The sequence below is a fragment of the Dokdonia sp. R86516 genome, from assembly GCF_044596715.1.
Classification (GTDB): Bacteria; Bacteroidota; Bacteroidia; order Flavobacteriales; family Flavobacteriaceae; genus Dokdonia.
In genome coordinates this window covers 1,470,785-1,491,909 of sequence record NZ_CP138998.1, presented here as the reverse complement: position 1 = coordinate 1,491,909, position 21,125 = coordinate 1,470,785, and the positions used below count along the sequence as shown (strand labels likewise).

The window sequence follows — 21,125 nt, the reverse complement described above, 5'->3', positions numbered from 1 at the left end:
AGCTAATTATTCAAGTAGTCAATAATAGCTTTTGTGGCACCGGTATTACTATTAATAAAGTGTCCCGCTATCATCCCTGTTTGCGCTCTAAATTTTTCATCTACGATTAACTTGGATAGACGCTCATCAAATTCGGCTTGATTGGTTACGGCATAAAGTCCTGCGAGTTGCTGTAGTTTTTTTGCTTCGGGAAACTTATCAAAATTGCCTCCTGTAATTATGGGTACACCAAAGGTTGCTGGCTCGAGAATATTATGTAGTCCCGTAGTTCCCATCGCTCCACCTACGTAAGCAATATCTGCATAGCTATATATTTTAGTAAGAAGACCTATAGTATCTATAATCAATACGTCGTAAGACGCTAGTGACGCTGCATTCATTTGAGAGTATAGCATAACCCTACTCTTAATACTTGAGGCTAGCAACGCAATTTTCTCAGGCTTAATTTCATGTGGTGCTATGATAAATTTTGCTGCTCCTTCATTCTTGTTGATGTAATTTATAATCACATCATCATCTTCTGCCCAAGTACTTCCGCACACTACGCACATTTTGTCATTCTTAAAAGTATGAACAAAATCTAAAGTGTTATTCATTTCGATTTGATGACTTACTCTATCATATCTAGTGTCTCCGCTTACGCTAAAATTTTCAAATCCTAACTTCTGTAATGCAGTTGCAGAATCTTCGTTTTGCAGAAAAAAGTGCTCAAAACTTTTGAGAGATGCCGTCATCCACTTTCCATAAGGTTTAAAAAATGGCTGACTTTCCCTAAACACCCCTGAAATTAAAAACGTGCGAATCTTTCGGCGTTGGAGTTCGCTTAAATAGTTAGGCCAAAATTCATATTTGACAAAAAATACCATCTCAGGGGATACTATATCTAGAAACCTAGTGACATTATTTGGAGTGTCAAATGGTAGGTAAACGGTAGCTTTCGCGAAAGCGTTATTTTTTTTAATCTCATAGCCAGAAGGGGAGAAAAAGCTAATGACCATCTGGTGCTCGGGATACTTCTTTTTTAACTCCTCAAGAACAGGCACTCCTTGCTCGTATTCTCCTAAAGAAGCTGCATGTATCCAGATAGTAGGCTTGCCAGCGATGAGTTCTTTTTTTAAAATTTTTAAGGTGTGCTTACGTCCTACTATCGACTTCTTAAGCTTTGCATTAAAAAAACCAGCTACTGGAATTAGAGCTTGAATAAGCGTAATTAAAAGAGAATACAATTTATGCATGGTTTCAAAAATAGTGCTTTGTTCTATAAATAGATTGTTAAGCGGTTGTAGTTTTTGTAATTTCGTTTCCGTGTAAAATAACACGTTTATACATAACTACACTTGCAGGGTAGCCACTTGCTTCCCTCCCACTATACGATGAAAAAAATACAAATGGTCGACCTTAAAGGTCAATATGCACAGATTAAAGACCGTGTTGATAGCTCAATCATGGAGGTGATTGAAAATACCGCTTTTGTAAACGGACCAGAAGTGCACGCTTTTCAAAAAGAACTAGAGGAATACCTAGGAGTAAGAAATGTTATTCCATGTGCAAATGGTACAGATGCTTTGCAAATTGCTATGATGGGACTAGGTCTAGAACAAGGTGATGAAGTAATCACTGCAGATTTTACATTTGCCGCTACAGTAGAAGTTATTGCGCTATTAAAATTGACTCCAGTACTAGTAGATGTTGACCCAGTAAACTTTAATATCGATATTGAAGCAATAAAAAAGGCAATTACTCCAAAAACTAAAGCAATTGTACCCGTGCATCTTTTTGGAATGGCAGCAAATATGGATGCCATTATGGATCTTGCTAAGGAGCACAATCTTTATGTAATAGAAGACAACGCACAAGGGATAGGATCAACTTATACAGGACGTGATGGTAAGAAGGTTAAAACAGGGGGCATAGGACACGTAGGTACTACTTCTTTCTTTCCTTCTAAAAATCTAGGATGCTACGGTGATGGTGGTGCTATTTTTACAAATGATGATGAGCTAGCTCACACCATTAGAGGAATAGTAAATCATGGTATGTACGAACGTTACCACCACGACGTAGTAGGTGTTAATAGTAGGCTAGACTCTATACAGGCTGCCGTACTAAGAGCAAAATTACCTCACTTAGACAGTTATAATAAAGCTAGAAGAGATGCTGCACGTAAATACACTGCCGCTTTTACAAATGAGACTAAAATTATAACTCCATTTATATGTGATAGCTGTGATTGCCATGTTTTTCACCAGTACACACTTAGGGTAAAGGATACAGATCGTGATGCGCTAGTAAAACACCTTAATGAAAATGGCATCCCTTGTGGAGTCTACTATCCAATACCATTACATAGCCAGAAAGCTTATAAAGACACTCGCTATAATGAGGCAGATTTCCCAGTGACTAATGCTATTGTGAAGGATTGTATCTCCTTACCTATGCACACAGAACTAGAGGATGACCAAATTGCATTTATAACTAAAACGGTTATTGATTTTGTAAATAAATAAGCTATGAAATACTGCCTCTCTCTACTATTTGTCATATTTACAAGTTTTATGCTCTCCGGTCAAGAAACGCTTCTCCATTGTGGGAAACTTATTGACACTAACAATGGAAAAGTTTTAACCGAACAAACAGTAACCATTTTAGGCAATAGCATTATAAAAGTTGAGAAAGGTTACGCTTCCGCGAAAAGTGGCCAGACCATTATTAATCTTAAGTCAAAAACAGTGATGCCTGGCTTTATAGACATGCATGTGCACGTCGAGAGTGAGACCAACCCAAAGAAATATTTGGAAACCTTTACTAAAAATGAAGCAGACGTAGCTTTTACTGCTGCCGAAATTGCAGAGAGAACACTCATGGCAGGATTTACTACTGTACGAGATCTAGGAGGAAGCGGTGTAAATGTATCTTTAAGAAATGCTATAAATAAGGGCACAACGAGAGGTCCACGCATCTTTACAGCCGAAAAGGCTATAGGAACCACTGGAGGTCATGCAGATCCCACAAATGGCTTTAAAAAGGTTAATATGGGTGATCCTGGTCCGGCCGAAGGAGTTATTAATAGTGTAGATGATGCTAGAAAAGCAGTAAGACAACGCTATAAAAATGGCGCCGACTTAATAAAGATTACTGCGACTGGTGGAGTACTTAGCGTGAGTAAGAACGGAGACAACCCACAGTTTCGCCAAGAGGAGGTAGATGAGATTGTGCGCACCGCCAAAGAATACGGAATGCACGTCGCTGCGCATGCCCATGGAAAAGAGGGTATGCAACGCGCTATCAAAGCTGGTGTGCAGACTATAGAACACGGCTCCTTTATGGATGAAGAAACCGTAAAACTCATGAAACAACATGGCACCTATCTAGTGCCTACCCTATCTGCAGGAAAATATGTTGCAGCTAAGGCAAAAATAAAAGGATACTATCCAGACATTATTATTCCTAAGATTGAAAAAGTAGATGCCACTCTTAAAAAAACATTTACCATGGTTGCACAATCTGGAGTAAACATAGCTTTTGGAACAGATGCCGGAGTATTTCCTCATGGAGAGAATGCAAAAGAGTTTCGCTACATGACAGAATATGGGTGGTCACCTATGTTTGCTATTCAATCTGCTACCATTACTAACGGTAAGCTATTGGATATGGAAGGACAACTAGGCGTAATTGCTGCTGGATATCTTGCAGACATTGTTGCAACAGATAATGACCCTACGCAGGACATCACAACAACAGAGCGTGTTTCATTTATCATGAAAAACGGTATTGTATATAAGCAGTAAAGAAACCCAAGTAATATCAATTGACGCTCATTTCCTCAACGGTTTAAGAAGCTCAACATTACCCATAAAAAAACCTCGCTCAGTATATGAGCGAGGTTTTTTTATAAGTTATAAATGGGTTTTACTTTGCCATTATAATAAATTCTGATCTTCTATTAAGCTGGTGCTCTTCTTCTGAGCATTCTATGCCATTTGCACAAGCATTTGTAAGCTGCGTTTCACCATAACCGCGACCTGTAAGCCTAGAAGCATCTATACCGCCTTGCTGCACGATATAACGTATGGTAGATACATTTCTACGTTGAGAGAGCTTCATGTTGTAAGCATCTGGGGCACGACTATCTGTATGTGATCTAACGTCAATTTTTAAAGTAGGATACTGTTGCATTACCGCAATCACCTTCTCTAGTTCAAGTGCAGCATCTGGGCGTATGTTTGATTTATCAAAGTCAAAATAAATTGGATTAAGTTCAAGTATATTAGTAAGATCTCCTCCTATAACAAGTTGAGCTCCTGGCTTCAAATACACATCACGATTTATAATACCACCTACATCACTACTTGTAGTCAAAATAACTTCGTGTGGCTCATAATTATCCTTTGCTCCTCGCACTACATAAGTTTCACTACAATTTACATCACTAAACGTAAATTTTCCTAGATCATCACTTGTTACCGTTGCTACAATCTGGTTCACCTTATCTCTTAATGTCACTGTAGTTTGAGGAAGTATTTCATCTGTCTTTACATCTCTAGTGGTACCTACGATGTTTTGAGCGCAATTAGTCAAAATCTTTCTATCTCTTGTAAAGCTATAAATATCATCGTTACCTAGACCAGATGCACGATTAGAAGAAAAATATCCAGTTCCTCTAGACTCGCTTAAAATAAGTCCAAAATCGTCTGCACTACTATTAACAGGCTTTCCTACATTATATGAAGCTCCTACTTTACCATCATCACTTAATTGAGTAACAAACACATCTAATCCTCCAAGACCTATGTGGCCATCTGTCGCATAAAACAATTTGTTGTCGCTACTAACAAATGGAAAGGTTTCTCTTCCTTCTGTGTTAATCTCACTTCCTAGATTTATAGGTGTTCCATAAGTGCCATCTTCGTTTATAGTAGACATCCATATATCACTTAATCCTTTAGTACCTGGCATATCTGATGCAAAGTACAATATCGTACCATCAGGACTCAATGCAGGATGCGCCGTAGAGTATTCATCACTATTAAAAGGAAGTTCTTCTGGAATACTCCATACACCACCTCGCTTATAGCTATGGTACAATTTTAATTTTGTGGTTCCCGCTTCATCTCTTTTGAGTTTTGTTTTTTTACTGTAATTGTTACGTGTAAAATACATCTCATCTCCACTTTCTGTAAAGACAGAACTACTCTCATGATAAGGAGTGTTTATATTTTTTGAAAATTTTTCAATAGATGGATTATCGCTTTTTGCATTATCTACTACATATAGATCTAAGAAAGGCTGGTCATTCCAATCGTGGATATAATCTCCAGTACTGCTCTTTCTGTTTGAAGAAATCACAACTCTTTCACCCAAAAAACTTGGGCTAAAATCTTGTAATCCTGTATTAAAGTTTACTTGTTCAACAGCATATCGACCAGACTGAGCCTCTATTTCCTTAAGGTAATCACGTTCCTTTTCAAACATTTCACCTCGAGTATCTGTCCCGCTCATTTGTACGAATATAGCCATCATTTTATCTGCCTTATCGTACTTCTTAACACTCTTAAGCGACTGTGCATATCTAAAATAATATTCAGGAGATACTTCTTCTCCTGTAGCAACTAACTTCTCATACCATTGTGCTGCTTCTGCATAATCTGCTGTAAAGTAATAAGAGTCTCCTAGTTTTGAAAAAACTTCTGGAGAGGTAAACCCTCTATTTGCAACTCTTGAGTATAAATCACGTGCATTTACGTATGCAAATTCCTCAAATTTTTCTCCTGCAACTTTAACCTTACCTTCTTGAGCATACCCGAGGGTACCACTAAAAATGAAGGATAAAATAATTATATAGTGGAATACTTGTTTCATAAATATGTGTTTTAAAAATCTTCTACTAAATAAAGAATTAAAAGAAACGTGGAGATATTAATTTTTTAGGCTGCTTAAATACTTCAAACCTTAAGAAAACTTCATAACTACCATTATTAAACTGTTGTAGCTCTGTGGTCTCCCTATCATAAGCAAAACCAATCATTAAGCTATCTGTAATCTGAAAGCCTACAAGGCCACTTAATGCAGCACTCCATCTGTAAGCAAGTCCAAAAGTTAACTTATCATAAAGCAATGCATTAGCCGTTACGTCCACTTGTAGTGGTGCTCCTTGAACAGCTTTTACAAGTCCTGCTGGCTTAAATTTGAAGTCTTGAGTGATGTCAAATACATATCCAGTAGTTAGGTAGTAATTGATTCTCTCGCGAGCTAGAAATGTAGAGTTTGTACTATTTGAGTTGTCACTAGCATCAAAATGCTCTGTGCGCAATAAATTAGGAGCACTCAACCCTAAGTAATATTTATCAGTATAGTAAAACATACCAAGTCCTATTTGCGGAGAAAACTTGTTGTCAATATTATTTTGAGCCGTAGCTAGATTGTCCCCATTTTGAAATGGGTTTGCCTGACTGTAATTAATATCAAGTAAATGCACACCACCTTTTAATCCAAAAGCTAGCTTTCCCTCATCACTGGTAGGTATCGTATAGCTAAAATCTACATCTATGTAAGTCTCATTACTTATAAATATTTCATCATTAGTAATATTCAAACCTAGTCCTACACGTTTTGACTCTCCTACTGGAGAATGAATGGAAACCGTTTGCGTTCTAGGAGCTCCATCTAGACCTACCCACTGACTGCGATGCAATCCTAGTACACTCAGACCTCCCCTTGAGCCCGCATAGGCTGGGTTTATACTTAACGTATTGTACATATACTGCGTGTACTGAGCATCTTGTTGAGCTACCGCAGTTTCAGTTGTAAGACCTAAAACGACTACTGCCAGGGCTACTATGGCGATGTATGTTCTTTTCATAGGTGTGTATTTAAATTTGGTACACTTTCTTTTTTTGCTTTCGCGAAAGCGTACCAAATATTATTGTTTTATTATCTATTAATATATAATGGTCCAGCTAGTTGCTTGAGTGAACCAGCATCGTTTGTATAGTCAAGTACGTAGTAATAAGTACCTACAGGTAATAACCTGTCTTGATCTACAACTACACGTCCATTAGACTCTCCTCTGAAGAAGACGTTATCTTGTCCATATCCGTCTGTATCCCAAACAAGTACTCCCCATCTGTTATAGATACGTAACTTATTATTAGGATACTGCTCGATACCTCTTATCACAAAGACATCGTTAAGGCCATCACCATTAGGAGTCATAATATCAAATACTTCTAATCCGTCTGTTGCATCTGGATTACCATTATTTACTTCTAGGAAGTCTGGAATACCATTATCATTCTCGTCACCTAGTTCTTCACCGTTTAGAATACCATCACCGTCACAATCTCCATCAAGGAATTCTTGACTTGCTGCAAGCGTCTGGCTACCCACTTCTAAACTACAAGAGTTATTTGGATCTGTACCGTCTAATGCCTCTCTACCGTCTAATACGCCATCTCCATCTGTATCAGGATTAGTAGGATCTGTTGTATTACCATTAGGATCTGAAGGAGTAATAGGATTATCTATTCCAGTAATCTCTTCCTCATTAGTTAAGCCATCGTTGTCACAATCTGCATTGTTAAACTCTGCTGTTGTTGTTACAGTCTGGCTATCTGCTACTAAATCACAAACATCAAATGGATCTGTACCATCTGCTATCTCGTCTGCATTAGTTACACCATCGCCATCACAATCAAGGCTAGCAAAATCAGTATCCATAGGTAGTGTAACACTATCTATTAAGAAATCACATGGACTGTTAGGGTCTGTTTTATCTTCTGCTTCATCACCATCAGAAACTCCGTCACCATCTGTATCAGGGTTAGTAGGATCTGTTGTATTACCATTAGGATCTGCAGGAGTATCAGGATCATCTGTTCCAGTGATTTCTTCTGCATTCGTTAATCCATCAAGGTCACAATCAAGATCATTCCACATCTGAGAAGGATCTACAGATTGACTACTTACTTGTAAATCACAAGGATCATTAGGGTCTGTCATATCTCCAGCTTCATCACCATCTGTTACGCCGTCACCATCTGTATCTGGATTTTGTGGATCTGTTGTGTTACCATTTGGATCATTTGGAGTTGAAGGATCATCGATTCCCGTAGTCTCTTCATTGTTAGTAAGACCATCCATATCACAATCTGCACTGTTATAAGCAGCATCAGTCGTTTCTGTCTGATTTGCTACTACTAAACTACAGTTATCATTAGGATCTGTACCATCAAGAGCTTCTTGACCATCTGTCACACCATCACCATCAGTATCAATATCTAATGGGTCTGTAATATTACCATTAGGATCTGCAGGAGTATCAGGATCATCTGTTCCAGTGATTTCTTCTGCATTAGTTAATCCATCAAGGTCACAATCAAGATCATTCCACATCTGAGAAGGATCTACAGATTGACTACTTACCTGTAAATCGCAAGGATCATTAGGATCTGTCATATCTCCAGCTTCATCACCATCTGTTATACCGTCACCATCCGTATCTGGATTTTGTGGATCTGTTGTGTTACCATTTGGATCATTTGGAGTTGAAGGATCATCGATTCCTGTAGTCTCTTCATTGTTAGTAAGACCATCCATATCACAATCTGCACTGTTATAAGCAGCATCAGTCGTTTCTGTCTGATTTGCTACTACTAAACTACAGTTATCATTAGGATCTGTACCATCAAGAGCTTCTTGACCATCTGTCACACCATCACCATCAGTATCAATATCTAATGGGTCTGTAATATTACCATTTGGATCTCCAGGCGTTGTTGGATCATCTATTCCAGTAAGTTCCTCACCGTTATTTAACCCATCCATATCACAATCAAGATCATTCCATGCCATTGTAGGAGTAACTGTCTGACTAGCTATCTCAAGAGCACAAGGATCATTAGGATCTGTCATATCTCCAGCTTCATCACCATCTGTTACACCGTCACCATCCGTGTCTGGATTTTGTGGATCTGTTGTATTACCATTTGGATCATTTGGAGTTGAAGGATCATCGATTCCTGTAGTCTCCTCATTGTTAGTAAGACCATCCATATCACAATCTGCACTGTTATAAGCAGCATCAGTCGTTTCTGTCTGATTTGCTACTACTAAACTACAGTTATCATTAGGATCTGTACCATCAAGAGCTTCTTGACCATCTGTTACACCATCACCATCGCTATCAATATCTAATGGGTCTGTAATATTACCATTTGGATCTCCAGGAGTTGTTGGATCATCTATTCCAGTAAGTTCCTCACCGTTATTTAATCCATCCATATCACAATCAAGATCATTCCATGCCATTGTAGGAGTAACTGTCTGACTAGCTATCTCAAGAGCACAAGGATCATTAGGATCTGTCATATCTCCAGCTTCATCACCATCTGTTACACCGTCACCATCCGTATCTGGATTTTGTGGATCTGTTGTGTTACCATTTGGATCATTTGGAGTTGAAGGATCATCGATTCCCGTAGTCTCCTCATTGTTAGTAAGACCATCCATATCACAATCAATACTATTCCATTCACTAGTAACGATAGTTAAATCTTGATCCATAGCATTATAAGAACAAGGATCGTTAGGATCAGTACCACCATTTACTTCATCATCATTTGAAACACCATCACCATCACAATCTCCAAGTCCTTGTCCATTACATTCGTCAAAAGAAACAGAAACCTCTGCTGGATCACTTAGATTCCCATCATTATCGATTACTGTATAAGCGATAGGTGCTGGATCTTCTACAGATAATCCTGTACAAGTAGCATCTGGAATGCCCGCAGCAGTACAAGGTGTAAAAGTAATTGCACCTGTTACTGGGTCTACACTCCAAACTCCTACTCCAGGTTCAACTAGGTCATCACCAGGATTTGTTGTACCAACAATCTGTACCGTCGATGGATCTACAACATCCCCATTAACATCATTTGCAAGTACATCTATCACTACTGGAAGACCAGTTGTATTATCTGCACTTACATCGGCAGTTGCAACAGGAACGTAATCCACGGTTACGGTAGCTATATTTGATGGGTTACCATCATTATCGTCTATCGTATAACTAGCAGGCGAAGTTGGATCCTCATTAAATCCAGCTAATGGAATAAAGCTTATTGTACCAGTAATTGGATTCACCTGCCAAGAACCTTCTCCTGGTACTGTGTAACCAGTTACGTCTCCATTAGCATCAATAGCAACGTCTAGGGCTCCAGTTGGAACTACTAAGCTCACAGTCGTTACATCTAAAGTTCCATCTGGATCTGCATCTACACCAAAACCATTATCAGCGGTTGGATCGACACTCACCGTAGCCCCAGGTGTATTTGCTAAACTCTCATCATCTTGTGCTACTGGTGGCTCTGCATCATACATCACAGATACCGTAGCGGCATTAGATACATAACCATCATTATCATTTATTGTATAAGTAATGTCTTGTGGATCTTGGGTAGATACTCCAACACAACTAGCATCAGGAACTCCTGCTGCACTACAAGGGGTGAACGTAATGGCTCCACTTACTGGATCAACACTCCAAACTCCTACGCCGGGCTCTACTAAATCATCACCAGGATTGGCAGTTCCCACGATTTGAACCGTCGTCAAATCTAAAGTGCCATCAGGATCCATATCATTACCTGCAACATTAACAACCACTGGATCTCCAGTCATATTATTGTTACTAGCATCATCCATCGCAACTGGTGGCTCTGGAATAAAACTCACACTTACACTAGCAGGGTCTGAAACATTACCTTCGTCATCCGCAACCACATACTCAATATCGGTAGGGTCTGCTGTGAAAATCTCAGGACAATTAGGTAAAGAAACTACCGTACAAGGAGTAAAAGTAATGGCTCCACTTACCGGATCAACACTCCAAGTTCCCTCACCGACAACCACTAAGTCATCGCCAGGATTTGAAGTACCTACAATCTGTACCGTGGTTGGATCTACTATATCTCCATCAACATCATTGGCAAGTACATCTACCACTACTGGAAGACCAGAGTCATTACCTGCACTCTCATCTAAGGTTGCAACAGGAACATAATCAATCGTTACGGTAGCTGCATTTGACGGGTTACCATCATTATCATCTATGGTATAACTAGCAGGACTTGTTGGATCATCATTAAAGCCTGTCAATGGTGCAAAACTAATCTCACCAGTTACAGGATTAACTTCCCATACTCCTTCGCCAGGTACTGTATATCCTATGATATCACCATCTGCATCCGTCTGTACCATTGTAGCTCCAGTTGGAACTACTAAGCTCACAGTCGTTACATCTAAAGTTCCATCTGGATCTGCATCTACACCAAAACCATTATCAGCGGTTGGATCGACACTCACCGTAGCCCCAGGTGTATTTGCTAAACTCTCATCATCTTGTGCTACTGGTGGCTCTGCATCATACATCACAGATACCGTAGCGGCATTAGATACATAACCATCATTATCATTTATTGTATAAGTAATGTCTTGTGGATCTTGGGTAGATACTCCAACACAACTAGCATCAGGAACTCCTGCTGCACTACAAGGGGTGAACGTAATAGCTCCACTTACTGGATCAACACTCCAAACTCCTACGCCAGGCTCTACTAAATCATCACCAGGATTGGCAGTACCCACGATTTGAACACTTGTCAAATCTAAAGTACCATCAGGATCCATATCATTACCTGCAACATTAACAACCACTGGATCTCCAGTCATATTATTGTTACTAGCATCATCCATCGCAACTGGTGGCTCTGGAATAAAACTCACACTTACACTAGCAGGGTCTGAAACATTACCTTCATCATCAGATACCACATAATCAATATCTGTAGGGTCTGCTGTGAAAATCTCAGGACAATCAGGTAAAGAAACTACCGTACAAGGTGTAAACGTAATGGCTCCACTTACTGGATCAACACTCCAAGTTCCCTCACCGACAACCACTAAGTCATCGCCAGGATTTGAAGTACCTACAATCTGTACCGTGATTGGATCTACTATATCTCCATCAACGTCATTGGCTAGTACATCTACCACTACTGGAAGACCAGAGTCATTACCTGCACTCTCATCTAAGGTTGCAACAGGAACATAATCAATCGTTACGGTAGCTGCATTTGATGGGTTACCATCATTATCATCTATAGTATAACTAGCAGGATTCGTTGGATCATCATTAAAGCCAGCTAATGGTGCAAAACTAATCTCACCAGTTACAGGATTAACTTCCCAAACTCCTTCTCCAGGAACTGTATATCCTATAATATCACCATCTGCATCCGTCTGTACCATTGTAGCTCCAGTTGGAACTACTAAGCTCACAGTCGTCACATCTAGGGTACCATCAGGATCTGCATCAACTCCATTGCCATTATCAGCCGTTGGATCGATACTCACCGTTGCACCAGGTGTATTGGCTAAACTCTCATCATCTTGTGCTACTGGTGGCTCCGCATCATACATCACAGATACCGTAGCTGCATTAGATACATTACCATCATTATCATTTATTGTATAAGTAATGTCTTGTGGATCTTGGGTAGATACTCCAACACAACTAGCATCAGGAACTCCAGCTGCACTACAAGGGGTGAACGTAATGGCTCCACTTACTGGATCAACACTCCAAACTCCTACGCCAGGCTCTACTAAATCATCACCAGGATTAGCAGTACCCGCGATTTGAACACTTGTCAAATCTAAAGTACCATCAGGATCCATATCATTTAATGCAACATCAATAATCACTGGATCACCAGTCATATTATTATTACTAGCATTATCCATCGCAACTGGTGGTTCTGGAACAAAACTCACACTTACACTTGCAGGATCTGAAACATTACCTTCGTCATCCGCAACCACATACTCAATATCAGTAGGGTCTGCAGTGAAAATCTCAGGACAATCAGGTAAAGAAACTACCGTACAAGGTGTAAACGTAATAGCTCCACTTACTGGATCAACACTCCAAGTTCCCTCACCGACAACCACTAAGTCATCGCCAGGATTTGAAGTACCTACAATCTGTACCGTGGTTGGATCTACTATGTCTCCATCAACGTCATTGGCTAGTACATCTACCACTACTGGAAGACCAGAGTCATTACCTGCACTCTCATCTAAGGTTGCAACAGGAACGTAATCAATCGTTACGGTAGCTGCATTTGACGGGTTACCATCATTATCATCTATGGTATAACTAGCAGGACTTGTTGGATCATCATTAAAGCCAGCTAATGGTGCAAAACTAATCTCACCAGTTACAGGATTAACTTCCCAAACTCCTTCTCCAGGAACTGTATATCCTATAACATCACCGTCTGCATCCGTCTGTACCATTGTAGCTCCAGTTGGAACTACTAAGCTCACAGTCGTTACATCTAAAGTTCCATCAGGATCTGCATCAACTCCATTGCCATTATCAGCCGTTGGATCTAAACTTACCGTGGCACCAGGTGTATTTGCTAAACTCTCATCATCTTGTGCTACTGGTGGCTCTGCATCATACATCACTGATACCGTAGCGGCATTAGATACATTACCATCATTATCATTTATTGTATAAGTAATGTCTTGTGGATCTTGGGTAGATACTCCTACACAACTAGCATCAGGAATTCCAGCTGCACTACAAGGTGTAAAAGTAATCGCTCCACTTACTGGATCTACACTCCATACTCCTACGCCAGGCTCTACTAAATCATCACCAGGATTGGCAGTACCCACGATTTGAACACTTGTCAAATCTAAAGTACCATCAGGATCCATATCATTTAATGCAACATCAATAATCACTGGATCACCAGTCATATTATTATTACTAGCATTATCCATCGCAACTGGTGGTTCTGGAACAAAACTCACACTTACACTTGCAGGATCTGAAACATTACCTTCGTCATCCGCAACCACATACTCAATATCAGTAGGGTCTGCAGTGAAAATCTCAGGACAATCAGGTAAAGAAACTACCGTACAAGGTGTAAACGTAATAGCTCCACTTACTGGATCAACACTCCAAGTTCCCTCACCGACAACCACTAAGTCATCGCCAGGATTTGAAGTACCTACAATCTGTACCGTGGTTGGATCTACTATATCTCCATCAATGTCATTGGCTAGTACATCTACAACCGCAGGAAGGCCAGAGTCATTACCTACACTCTCATCTAAAGTTGCAACAGGAACATAATCAATTGTTACCGTAGCTGCATTTGATGGATTACCATCATTATCATCTATGGTATAACTAGCAGGACTTGTTGGATCATCATTAAAGCCAGCTAATGGTGCAAAACTAATCTCACCAGTTACAGGATTAACTTCCCAAACTCCTTCGCCAGGTACTGTATATCCTATAATATCACCATCTGCATCCGTCTGTACCATTGTAGCTCCAGTTGGAACTACTAAGCTCACAGTCGTTACATCTAAAGTTCCATCAGGATCGGCATCAACTCCAAAACCATTATCAGCGGTTGGATCTAAACTTAACGTTGCACCAGGTGTATTTGCTAAACTCTCATCATTTTGAGCTACTGGTGGAACAGCATAAGCTGCACTTACTGTAGCAGGATCAGAAACATTCCCTTCATCATCTGCTACTACGTACATAATATCCATCGGACTACCTTCAAATAATCCTGTACAACTAGCATCTGGAACTCCGGCTGCAGTACACGGTGCGAACGTAATCGCTCCGCTTGAAGGATTAACAGTCCATACTCCTACTCCAGGCTCTACCAAACTTGTCACAGGAACTCCCGGATTTGCTGGGTCTATTATCATTACTGTAGTAGGATCTACAAGATCCCCATCAACATCATTTGCCAATACATCAATTACAGCATCCATGCCTGGCATAACGCCAGTAATCTCATCTACTGTTGCAACAGGAACATAATCAATTGTTACAGTAGCTACATTCGATGGGTTACCATCATTATCATCTATCGTATATCTAGCAGGATCTGTTGGATCATCGTTAAAACCAGCTTCTGGTGCAAAACTAATCTCACCAGTTACAGGATTAACTTCCCAAGCGCCTTCACCAGGTACTGTGTATCCTATAATATCACCGTCTGCATCTGTCTGTACCATCGTTGCTCCAGCTGGAACTACTAAACTCACAGTCGTCACATCTAAAGTACCATCAGGATCAGCATCTACACCAAAACCATTATCAGCGGTTGGATCTACGCTTACCGTAGCTCCAGGTGTACTCGGAGCACTTACATCATTTTGTGCTACTGGTGGAACAGCATAAGCTGCACTTACTGTAGCAGGATCAGAAACATTCCCTTCATCATCTGCTACTACGTACATAATGTCCATCGGACTACCTTCAAATAATCCTGTACAACTAGCATCTGGAACTCCGGCTGCAGTACACGGTGCGAACGTAATCGCTCCACTTGAAGAATCAACAGTCCATACTCCTACTCCAGGCTCTACTAAACTTGTCACAGGAACTCCCGGATTTGCTGGGTCTATTATCATTACTGTAGTAGGATCTACAAGATCCCCATCAACATCATTTGCTAATACATCAATTACAGCATCCATGCCTGGCATAACGCCAGTAATCTCATCTACTGTTGCAACAGGAACATAATCAATTGTTACAGTAGCTACATTTGATGGGTTACCATCATTATCATCTATCGTATATCTAGCAGGATCTGTTGGATCATCGTTAAAACCAGCTTCTGGTGCAAAACTAATCTCACCAGTTACAGGATTAACTTCCCAAACTCCTTCACCAGGTACTGTGTATCCTATAATATCACCGTCTGCATCCGTCTGTACCATCGTTGCTCCAGCTGGAACTACTAAGCTCACAGTCGTTACATCTAAAGTACCATCAGGATCGGCATCAACTCCAAAACCATTATCAGCGGTTGGATCTACGCTTACCGTAGCTCCAGGTGTACTCGGAGCACTTACATCATTTTGTGCTACTGGTGGAACAGCATAAGCTGCACTTACTTTTGTAGGAGTTGTCGCATTACCTTCATTATCTGATACTATATAAGAGATGTCCATTGGACTACCTTCAAATAATCCTGTACAACTAGCATCTGGAACTCCGGCTGCAGTACAAGGTGCGAACGTAATCGCTCCGCTTGAAGGATCGACAGTCCATACTCCTACTCCAGGCTCTACCAAACTTGTCACAGGAACTCCCGGATTTGCTGGGTCTATTATCATTACTGTAGTAGGATCTACAAGATCCCCATCAACATCATTTGCTAATACATCAATTACAGCATCCATGCCAGGCATAACGTCAGTAATCTCATCTACTGTTGCAACAGGAACATAATCAATTGTTACAGTAGCTACATTCGATGGGTTACCATCATTATCATCTATCGTATAACTAGCAGGATCTGTTGGATCATCGTTAAAACCAGCTTCTGGTGCAAAACTAATCTCACCAGTTACAGGATTAACTTCCCAAACTCCTTCACCAGGTACTGTGTATCCTATAATATCACCGTCTGCATCCGTCTGTACCATCGTTGCTCCAGCTGGAACTACTAAACTCACAGTCGTTACATCCAAAGTACCATCAGGATCGGCATCAACTCCAAAACCATTATCAGCGGTTGGATCTACGCTTACAGTAGCCCCAGGTGTACTCGGAGTACTTACATCATTTTGTGCTACTGGTGGAACAGCATAAGCTGCACTTACTGTAGCAGGATCAGAAACATTCCCTTCATCATCTGCTACTACGTACATAATGTCCATCGGACTACCTTCAAATAATCCTGCACAACTAGCGTCTGGAATTCCAGCAGCAGTACAAGGTGCGAACGTAATCGCTCCACTTGAAGAATCAACAGTCCATACTCCTACTCCAGGCTCTACCAAACTTGTCACAGGAACTCCCGGATTTGCTGGGTCTATTATCATTACTGTAGTAGGATCAACAAGGTCACCATCAACATCATTTGCTAATACATCAATTAAAGCATCCATGCCTGGCATAACGTCAGTAATCTCATCTACTGTTGCAACAGGCACATAATCGATTGTTACTGTAGCCTGATTAGAAGTATTACCCGCATTATCATCTATTGTATAAGTGGCAGGAGATGTTGGATCATCATTAAAACCAGCTACTGGTGCAAAACTAATCTCACCGTTTACAGGATTAACTTCCCAAACTCCTTCACCAGGAACTGTGTACCCAATAATATCGCCATCTGCATCCGTTTGTACCATCGTAGCTCCAGCTGGAACTACTAAGCTCACGCTCGTAACATCTAATGTACCGTCTGCATCATCATCTACTCCATTGCCATTATCAGCTATTGGATTTACACTTACTGTATCACCCGGCCCACTCGGAGCACTTGTATCATCTTGAGCAATTGGATTAACACTAGGAACAGTTCCTTGATTATTTGCATCTGTTGATAAATCTTGATTATTGGCAGTATCTGGATCATCTTGGTCTGCTTGTACAGTAGCACCATTTGAGAAGGCTCCCTCACTATCAATTGTTGCTTCAACTGTTATTGTCACATTATTGGCAACTCCAGCAGCAATACTTGCTATAGTACAAGGCAATGCAGTACAACCATCCGAAACATTTGTAATTGTCAAATTTTCAGGAATATCTGTAACTACAACATTAGTTGCTTCATCTGGACCTGCATTACTTACTGTTAATGTATAAGTCACTGTACCCCCCACTACGTAAGGACTACTATCAACCAATACTTTATCAATACTCACATCAGCCTGCGCAATACTAAGCGTGGCTGAACGTGTTTCTGTAAAACACACATTATCATCGTGTGTAATGACAACAAAATATTCTGTACCACCTAAACCTGTTACATCATTTACTATTAATGAATCCGTATTTTCCCCACTATAATTAGTATCTCCTGCAGTAATAAGAGTTCCAGATGTATCTGGATCACCTATGTACCACATATAATTTATTCCGGCATTTGCATTTCCAGGAGTTCCATAATCAGGAACACCTGCTGTAAATCCAGTCGAATTATCTGCGGTTGCCGTAACAGTGAAAGTAGCAGACTCACCTGTTGTAGCCGTTTGATCAGCAGGCTGCATTGCAACCACATTCACTTGTGTTGCAACTATTTCATTTCCGTTTGCACCATCATAACCTCCCGTTGCAGGAGAACTTCCTGTAACAAGCCCATCACTATTAACAGTAGTAGGCAACGCTCCTAAACGTCCATCACCATTAGGATCTAATCCGCCAGACTCTAAAACGTCATTACATAAGTCGTTATCTGAATCTAAATCAAAGGAGTTTATAATACCATCATTATCTGAGTCACATCGTAAGTAAATAGCAAAAGCAACAGCTTGTTGTGCTGTACCTGGACTTTCAACTGACACATCAATTGATGTTGTGTTTTTTGAAAAATACAAACTATTACCATTTCCTTCGAAATCATAAGTTCCTAAAACATCTAAAGTTTGGTTATTTACATTAAACTGTCCTGGTGATACTCCTGTAAGGATTGATTCTAAAAATGTCCAATCACCTCCATTAGTTTGGAAAGAAATTGTTTCTGGACCATTACCTTGGTTGATAGGAGTAGTAGCTTCTGCATCAATGGCAATAATATCTAAAGGATAAGGGATCCCGTTTTTTAATGCAGTGAATTCCACTGTAAAAGAAAAATCTTGTGTATCTACATTTCCATAAAGTGCTTCTGCACTTCCTGGAGTATTGTATAATAAATTTATTAAAGACTGACCAAATGTTGGAGATTCAAAAGTATTTAAATCATTTGTATCTATTGATTGAGTTCCAGTTCCGTTTACAACGACATTGGAAAAAGTAGCCGTTATTTCTAAATCATTAACCACAAAGGTTTGTGTATCTCCATTATTTAAAGTTCCTCCAATACTAGACCAATCAAAAATATACAATTGATCTTGGAAGTTACCTGTACCTTCATTTGAGTTTGCAAGATTAGGTTGATCACATCGTTCTTCTTCCGTATCTAAAATACCATCATTATCATCATCAAGATCACAACTGTCACTAACACCATCACCGTCATTATCTGGATTTCCAGATGCTAGTGCATCACACGGATCTGGAAGAAATGTCAACACTGCTGATCTATTTTCGGATACACAAACATTCTCATCATGACTAACAACAACAAAATAATCAGTATTGTTTAATCCAGAAGAGTCATTAACTGTTAAAGTATTTGTGTCTGCACCACTATAGTTAGTATCTCCAGGAGCAATAGGCACTCCTGAAAAATCCGGATCACCTATATACCATTGATAGCTCAAACCTCCATCCGCATTACCAGGAACACTATAAGTAGGTGAACCACCGGTATAAAACGTAGCTTCATCTGCACTAGCTGAAACTGTAAAGCTCACAGGATCACCCTCAAACACAGTTTGATCCATAGGGTTGCCAGCAGCAACATTAACTTGCACCGCGTTCAACTCATTTCCACTAAGCCCATTATACCCTCCAGCTACCGACCCAGAACCTGTGACACGGCCAGCACCATCAACAGTTGTGGGCAGCACACCAAGTATTCCATCGCCATCAGGATCTAATCCACCAGACTCTAAAACATCACTACAGCCATCACCATCACTATCAGTATCAAAACAATTTGCAACACCATCACCATCTGTATCAAAAGGAGCATCTGTGGTAAATCTAAAACTATCTATTCCGTGAAAATCAGTACCCCCAGTTAATAAGGGATTTGCAGAATTATCAAAAACAGAAGTTCTCCTTATTTCAACTTGACTTACCGCCTCACGCCCTATAAATCCAATAAAATTTTCAGTATTCTCACCCTGCAATACGTCACCCAAAGGAACTCCTTGATCACTAAAAACAGGAAAAAGACCGGTAATTCCTGAATTAATAGACAACTCAGGCCCCAATCGATAGACAATCACACCATCTACATAAACCTCCCAAGTATCAGTAAAAATCCCATCTCCATGATCATTAAAGTCAATCAAATCGAAGCCAAATGCATAAACTGGCGTTGTAAAGTTTATAACAGTCGAAAACACTAAATTTTGATCTGCCTCTAAATTCGCAGTACCTGGATTGACACCCAATGTTCGCGTATCACTACCTGACGCCCAAGCCCCATTATTAGTAGGAAAAACACTATAAGGATTTGCCACAGGATTAGCAGCATCGTTAAACCCACTAACAGTTCCGTTTGAAAATGTGGTACTCGTTAAATTAAGCTCACTCTGTATGCTCGCCCCAGTGCCGGTAACGGCTACATCCCAACCGGTTTCAGAAAAACCTAAGCCGTTGGTATTTCCACCAATAGTAAAAACCTGCTTGCCACCTAAAGTAGTATAGACAATTGCATCAGACTGCACTGCACCACCAGTAGGAACGACAAACGGACACTCTAAATCATCCAAGATTCCATCATTATCATCATCTTCATCCACAGTATTAGACACCAGGTCACCATCACAATCTGTAGCAGTACCCACACATTGACCATACAAGGAAGATGTAAAACAACCAAATACCGCAATTAGGACAAGTATCTTCTTTGAGATAATTGACAATTGCAAATTTTCAATCTGTCCGGAAGGAATAGTAATTTTTCCCATATATATAAATTATAACTTAATTCAACTTTTAATACAACCTGAGGCCTTAACAAACATCAGATATCATTTTCTTTCCTGCGTTATCTCAATGTGAAATTAAAGTCAAAAATAACACACTTACGTTTGCACAAACAAAATTAGAATTTTATACCAATAAAGTGTTAAAAATAAACACTTAATCGATTAAATTTAACCATTAGTAGATATTCTACATGTATTTTTCGATGAAATGCACGTTTGTGTCGACGAATGACGCAAAAAGCACATAAACACAACCGTCTTTATATCAGTCTTTTACGAAATGTAACGAATTAAAAACATCAAACTTACCGACCATTCTTACAACAGACACTCAATCAGACTATTATTTTTCTAAAAAACAAAGGTTAGATGTCACAGAGAATGACCTAAAAAAGATCAAAAAAAGATTAAAAAAACCTTTGCAAAAAGAAGAAAAAGATTAAATTTGCATCCGCTAC

The 21,125-nt window shown here is 39.9% G+C and carries 6 protein-coding genes; 2 read left to right on the top strand and 4 right to left on the bottom strand.

Annotated elements, in window-relative coordinates; translation table 11 throughout:
* Positions 1-2: 2 nt before the first annotated feature.
* Positions 3-1,235 (bottom strand): 3-deoxy-D-manno-octulosonic acid transferase, encoded by a 1,233-nt coding sequence (locus SJY23_RS06750; RefSeq protein WP_396597941.1) that lies wholly within the window; start codon positions 1,233-1,235, stop codon positions 3-5.
* Positions 1,236-1,373: 138 nt separating this feature from the next.
* Here SJY23_RS06750 and SJY23_RS06745 point away from each other — a divergent pair, with 138 nt between their 5' ends.
* The gene (locus tag SJY23_RS06745; protein ID WP_396597940.1) at positions 1,374-2,507 is read left to right on the top strand and encodes a DegT/DnrJ/EryC1/StrS family aminotransferase; all 1,134 of its coding nucleotides are present in this window, start codon (positions 1,374-1,376) and stop codon (positions 2,505-2,507) included.
* Positions 2,508-2,510: 3 nt separating this feature from the next.
* Positions 2,511-3,788: an amidohydrolase family protein gene (locus tag SJY23_RS06740; RefSeq protein ID WP_396597939.1), complete on the top strand. Its 1,278-nt coding sequence runs from the start codon at positions 2,511-2,513 to the stop codon at positions 3,786-3,788.
* A gap of 121 nt (positions 3,789-3,909) precedes the next feature.
* On the opposite strand, the gene SJY23_RS06735 is transcribed toward SJY23_RS06740, so the two are convergent.
* The 3 genes from SJY23_RS06735 to SJY23_RS06725 all read right to left on the bottom strand — a co-directional run bounded on the left by SJY23_RS06735 (position 3,910) and on the right by SJY23_RS06725 (position 20,646).
* A complete protein-coding gene (locus SJY23_RS06735) occupies positions 3,910-5,859 on the bottom strand; it encodes an OmpA family protein (RefSeq protein WP_396597938.1) in 1,950 nt (649 codons plus the stop codon).
* Positions 5,860-5,896: 37 nt separating this feature from the next.
* A complete protein-coding gene (locus SJY23_RS06730; RefSeq protein WP_396597937.1) occupies positions 5,897-6,859 on the bottom strand; it encodes a type IX secretion system membrane protein PorP/SprF in 963 nt (320 codons plus the stop codon).
* A gap of 71 nt (positions 6,860-6,930) precedes the next feature.
* Positions 6,931-20,646, bottom strand: a complete 13,716-nt coding sequence (locus SJY23_RS06725) for a gliding motility-associated C-terminal domain-containing protein (protein ID WP_396597936.1) — start codon at positions 20,644-20,646, stop codon at positions 6,931-6,933.
* Positions 20,647-21,125 lie beyond the last annotated feature (479 nt).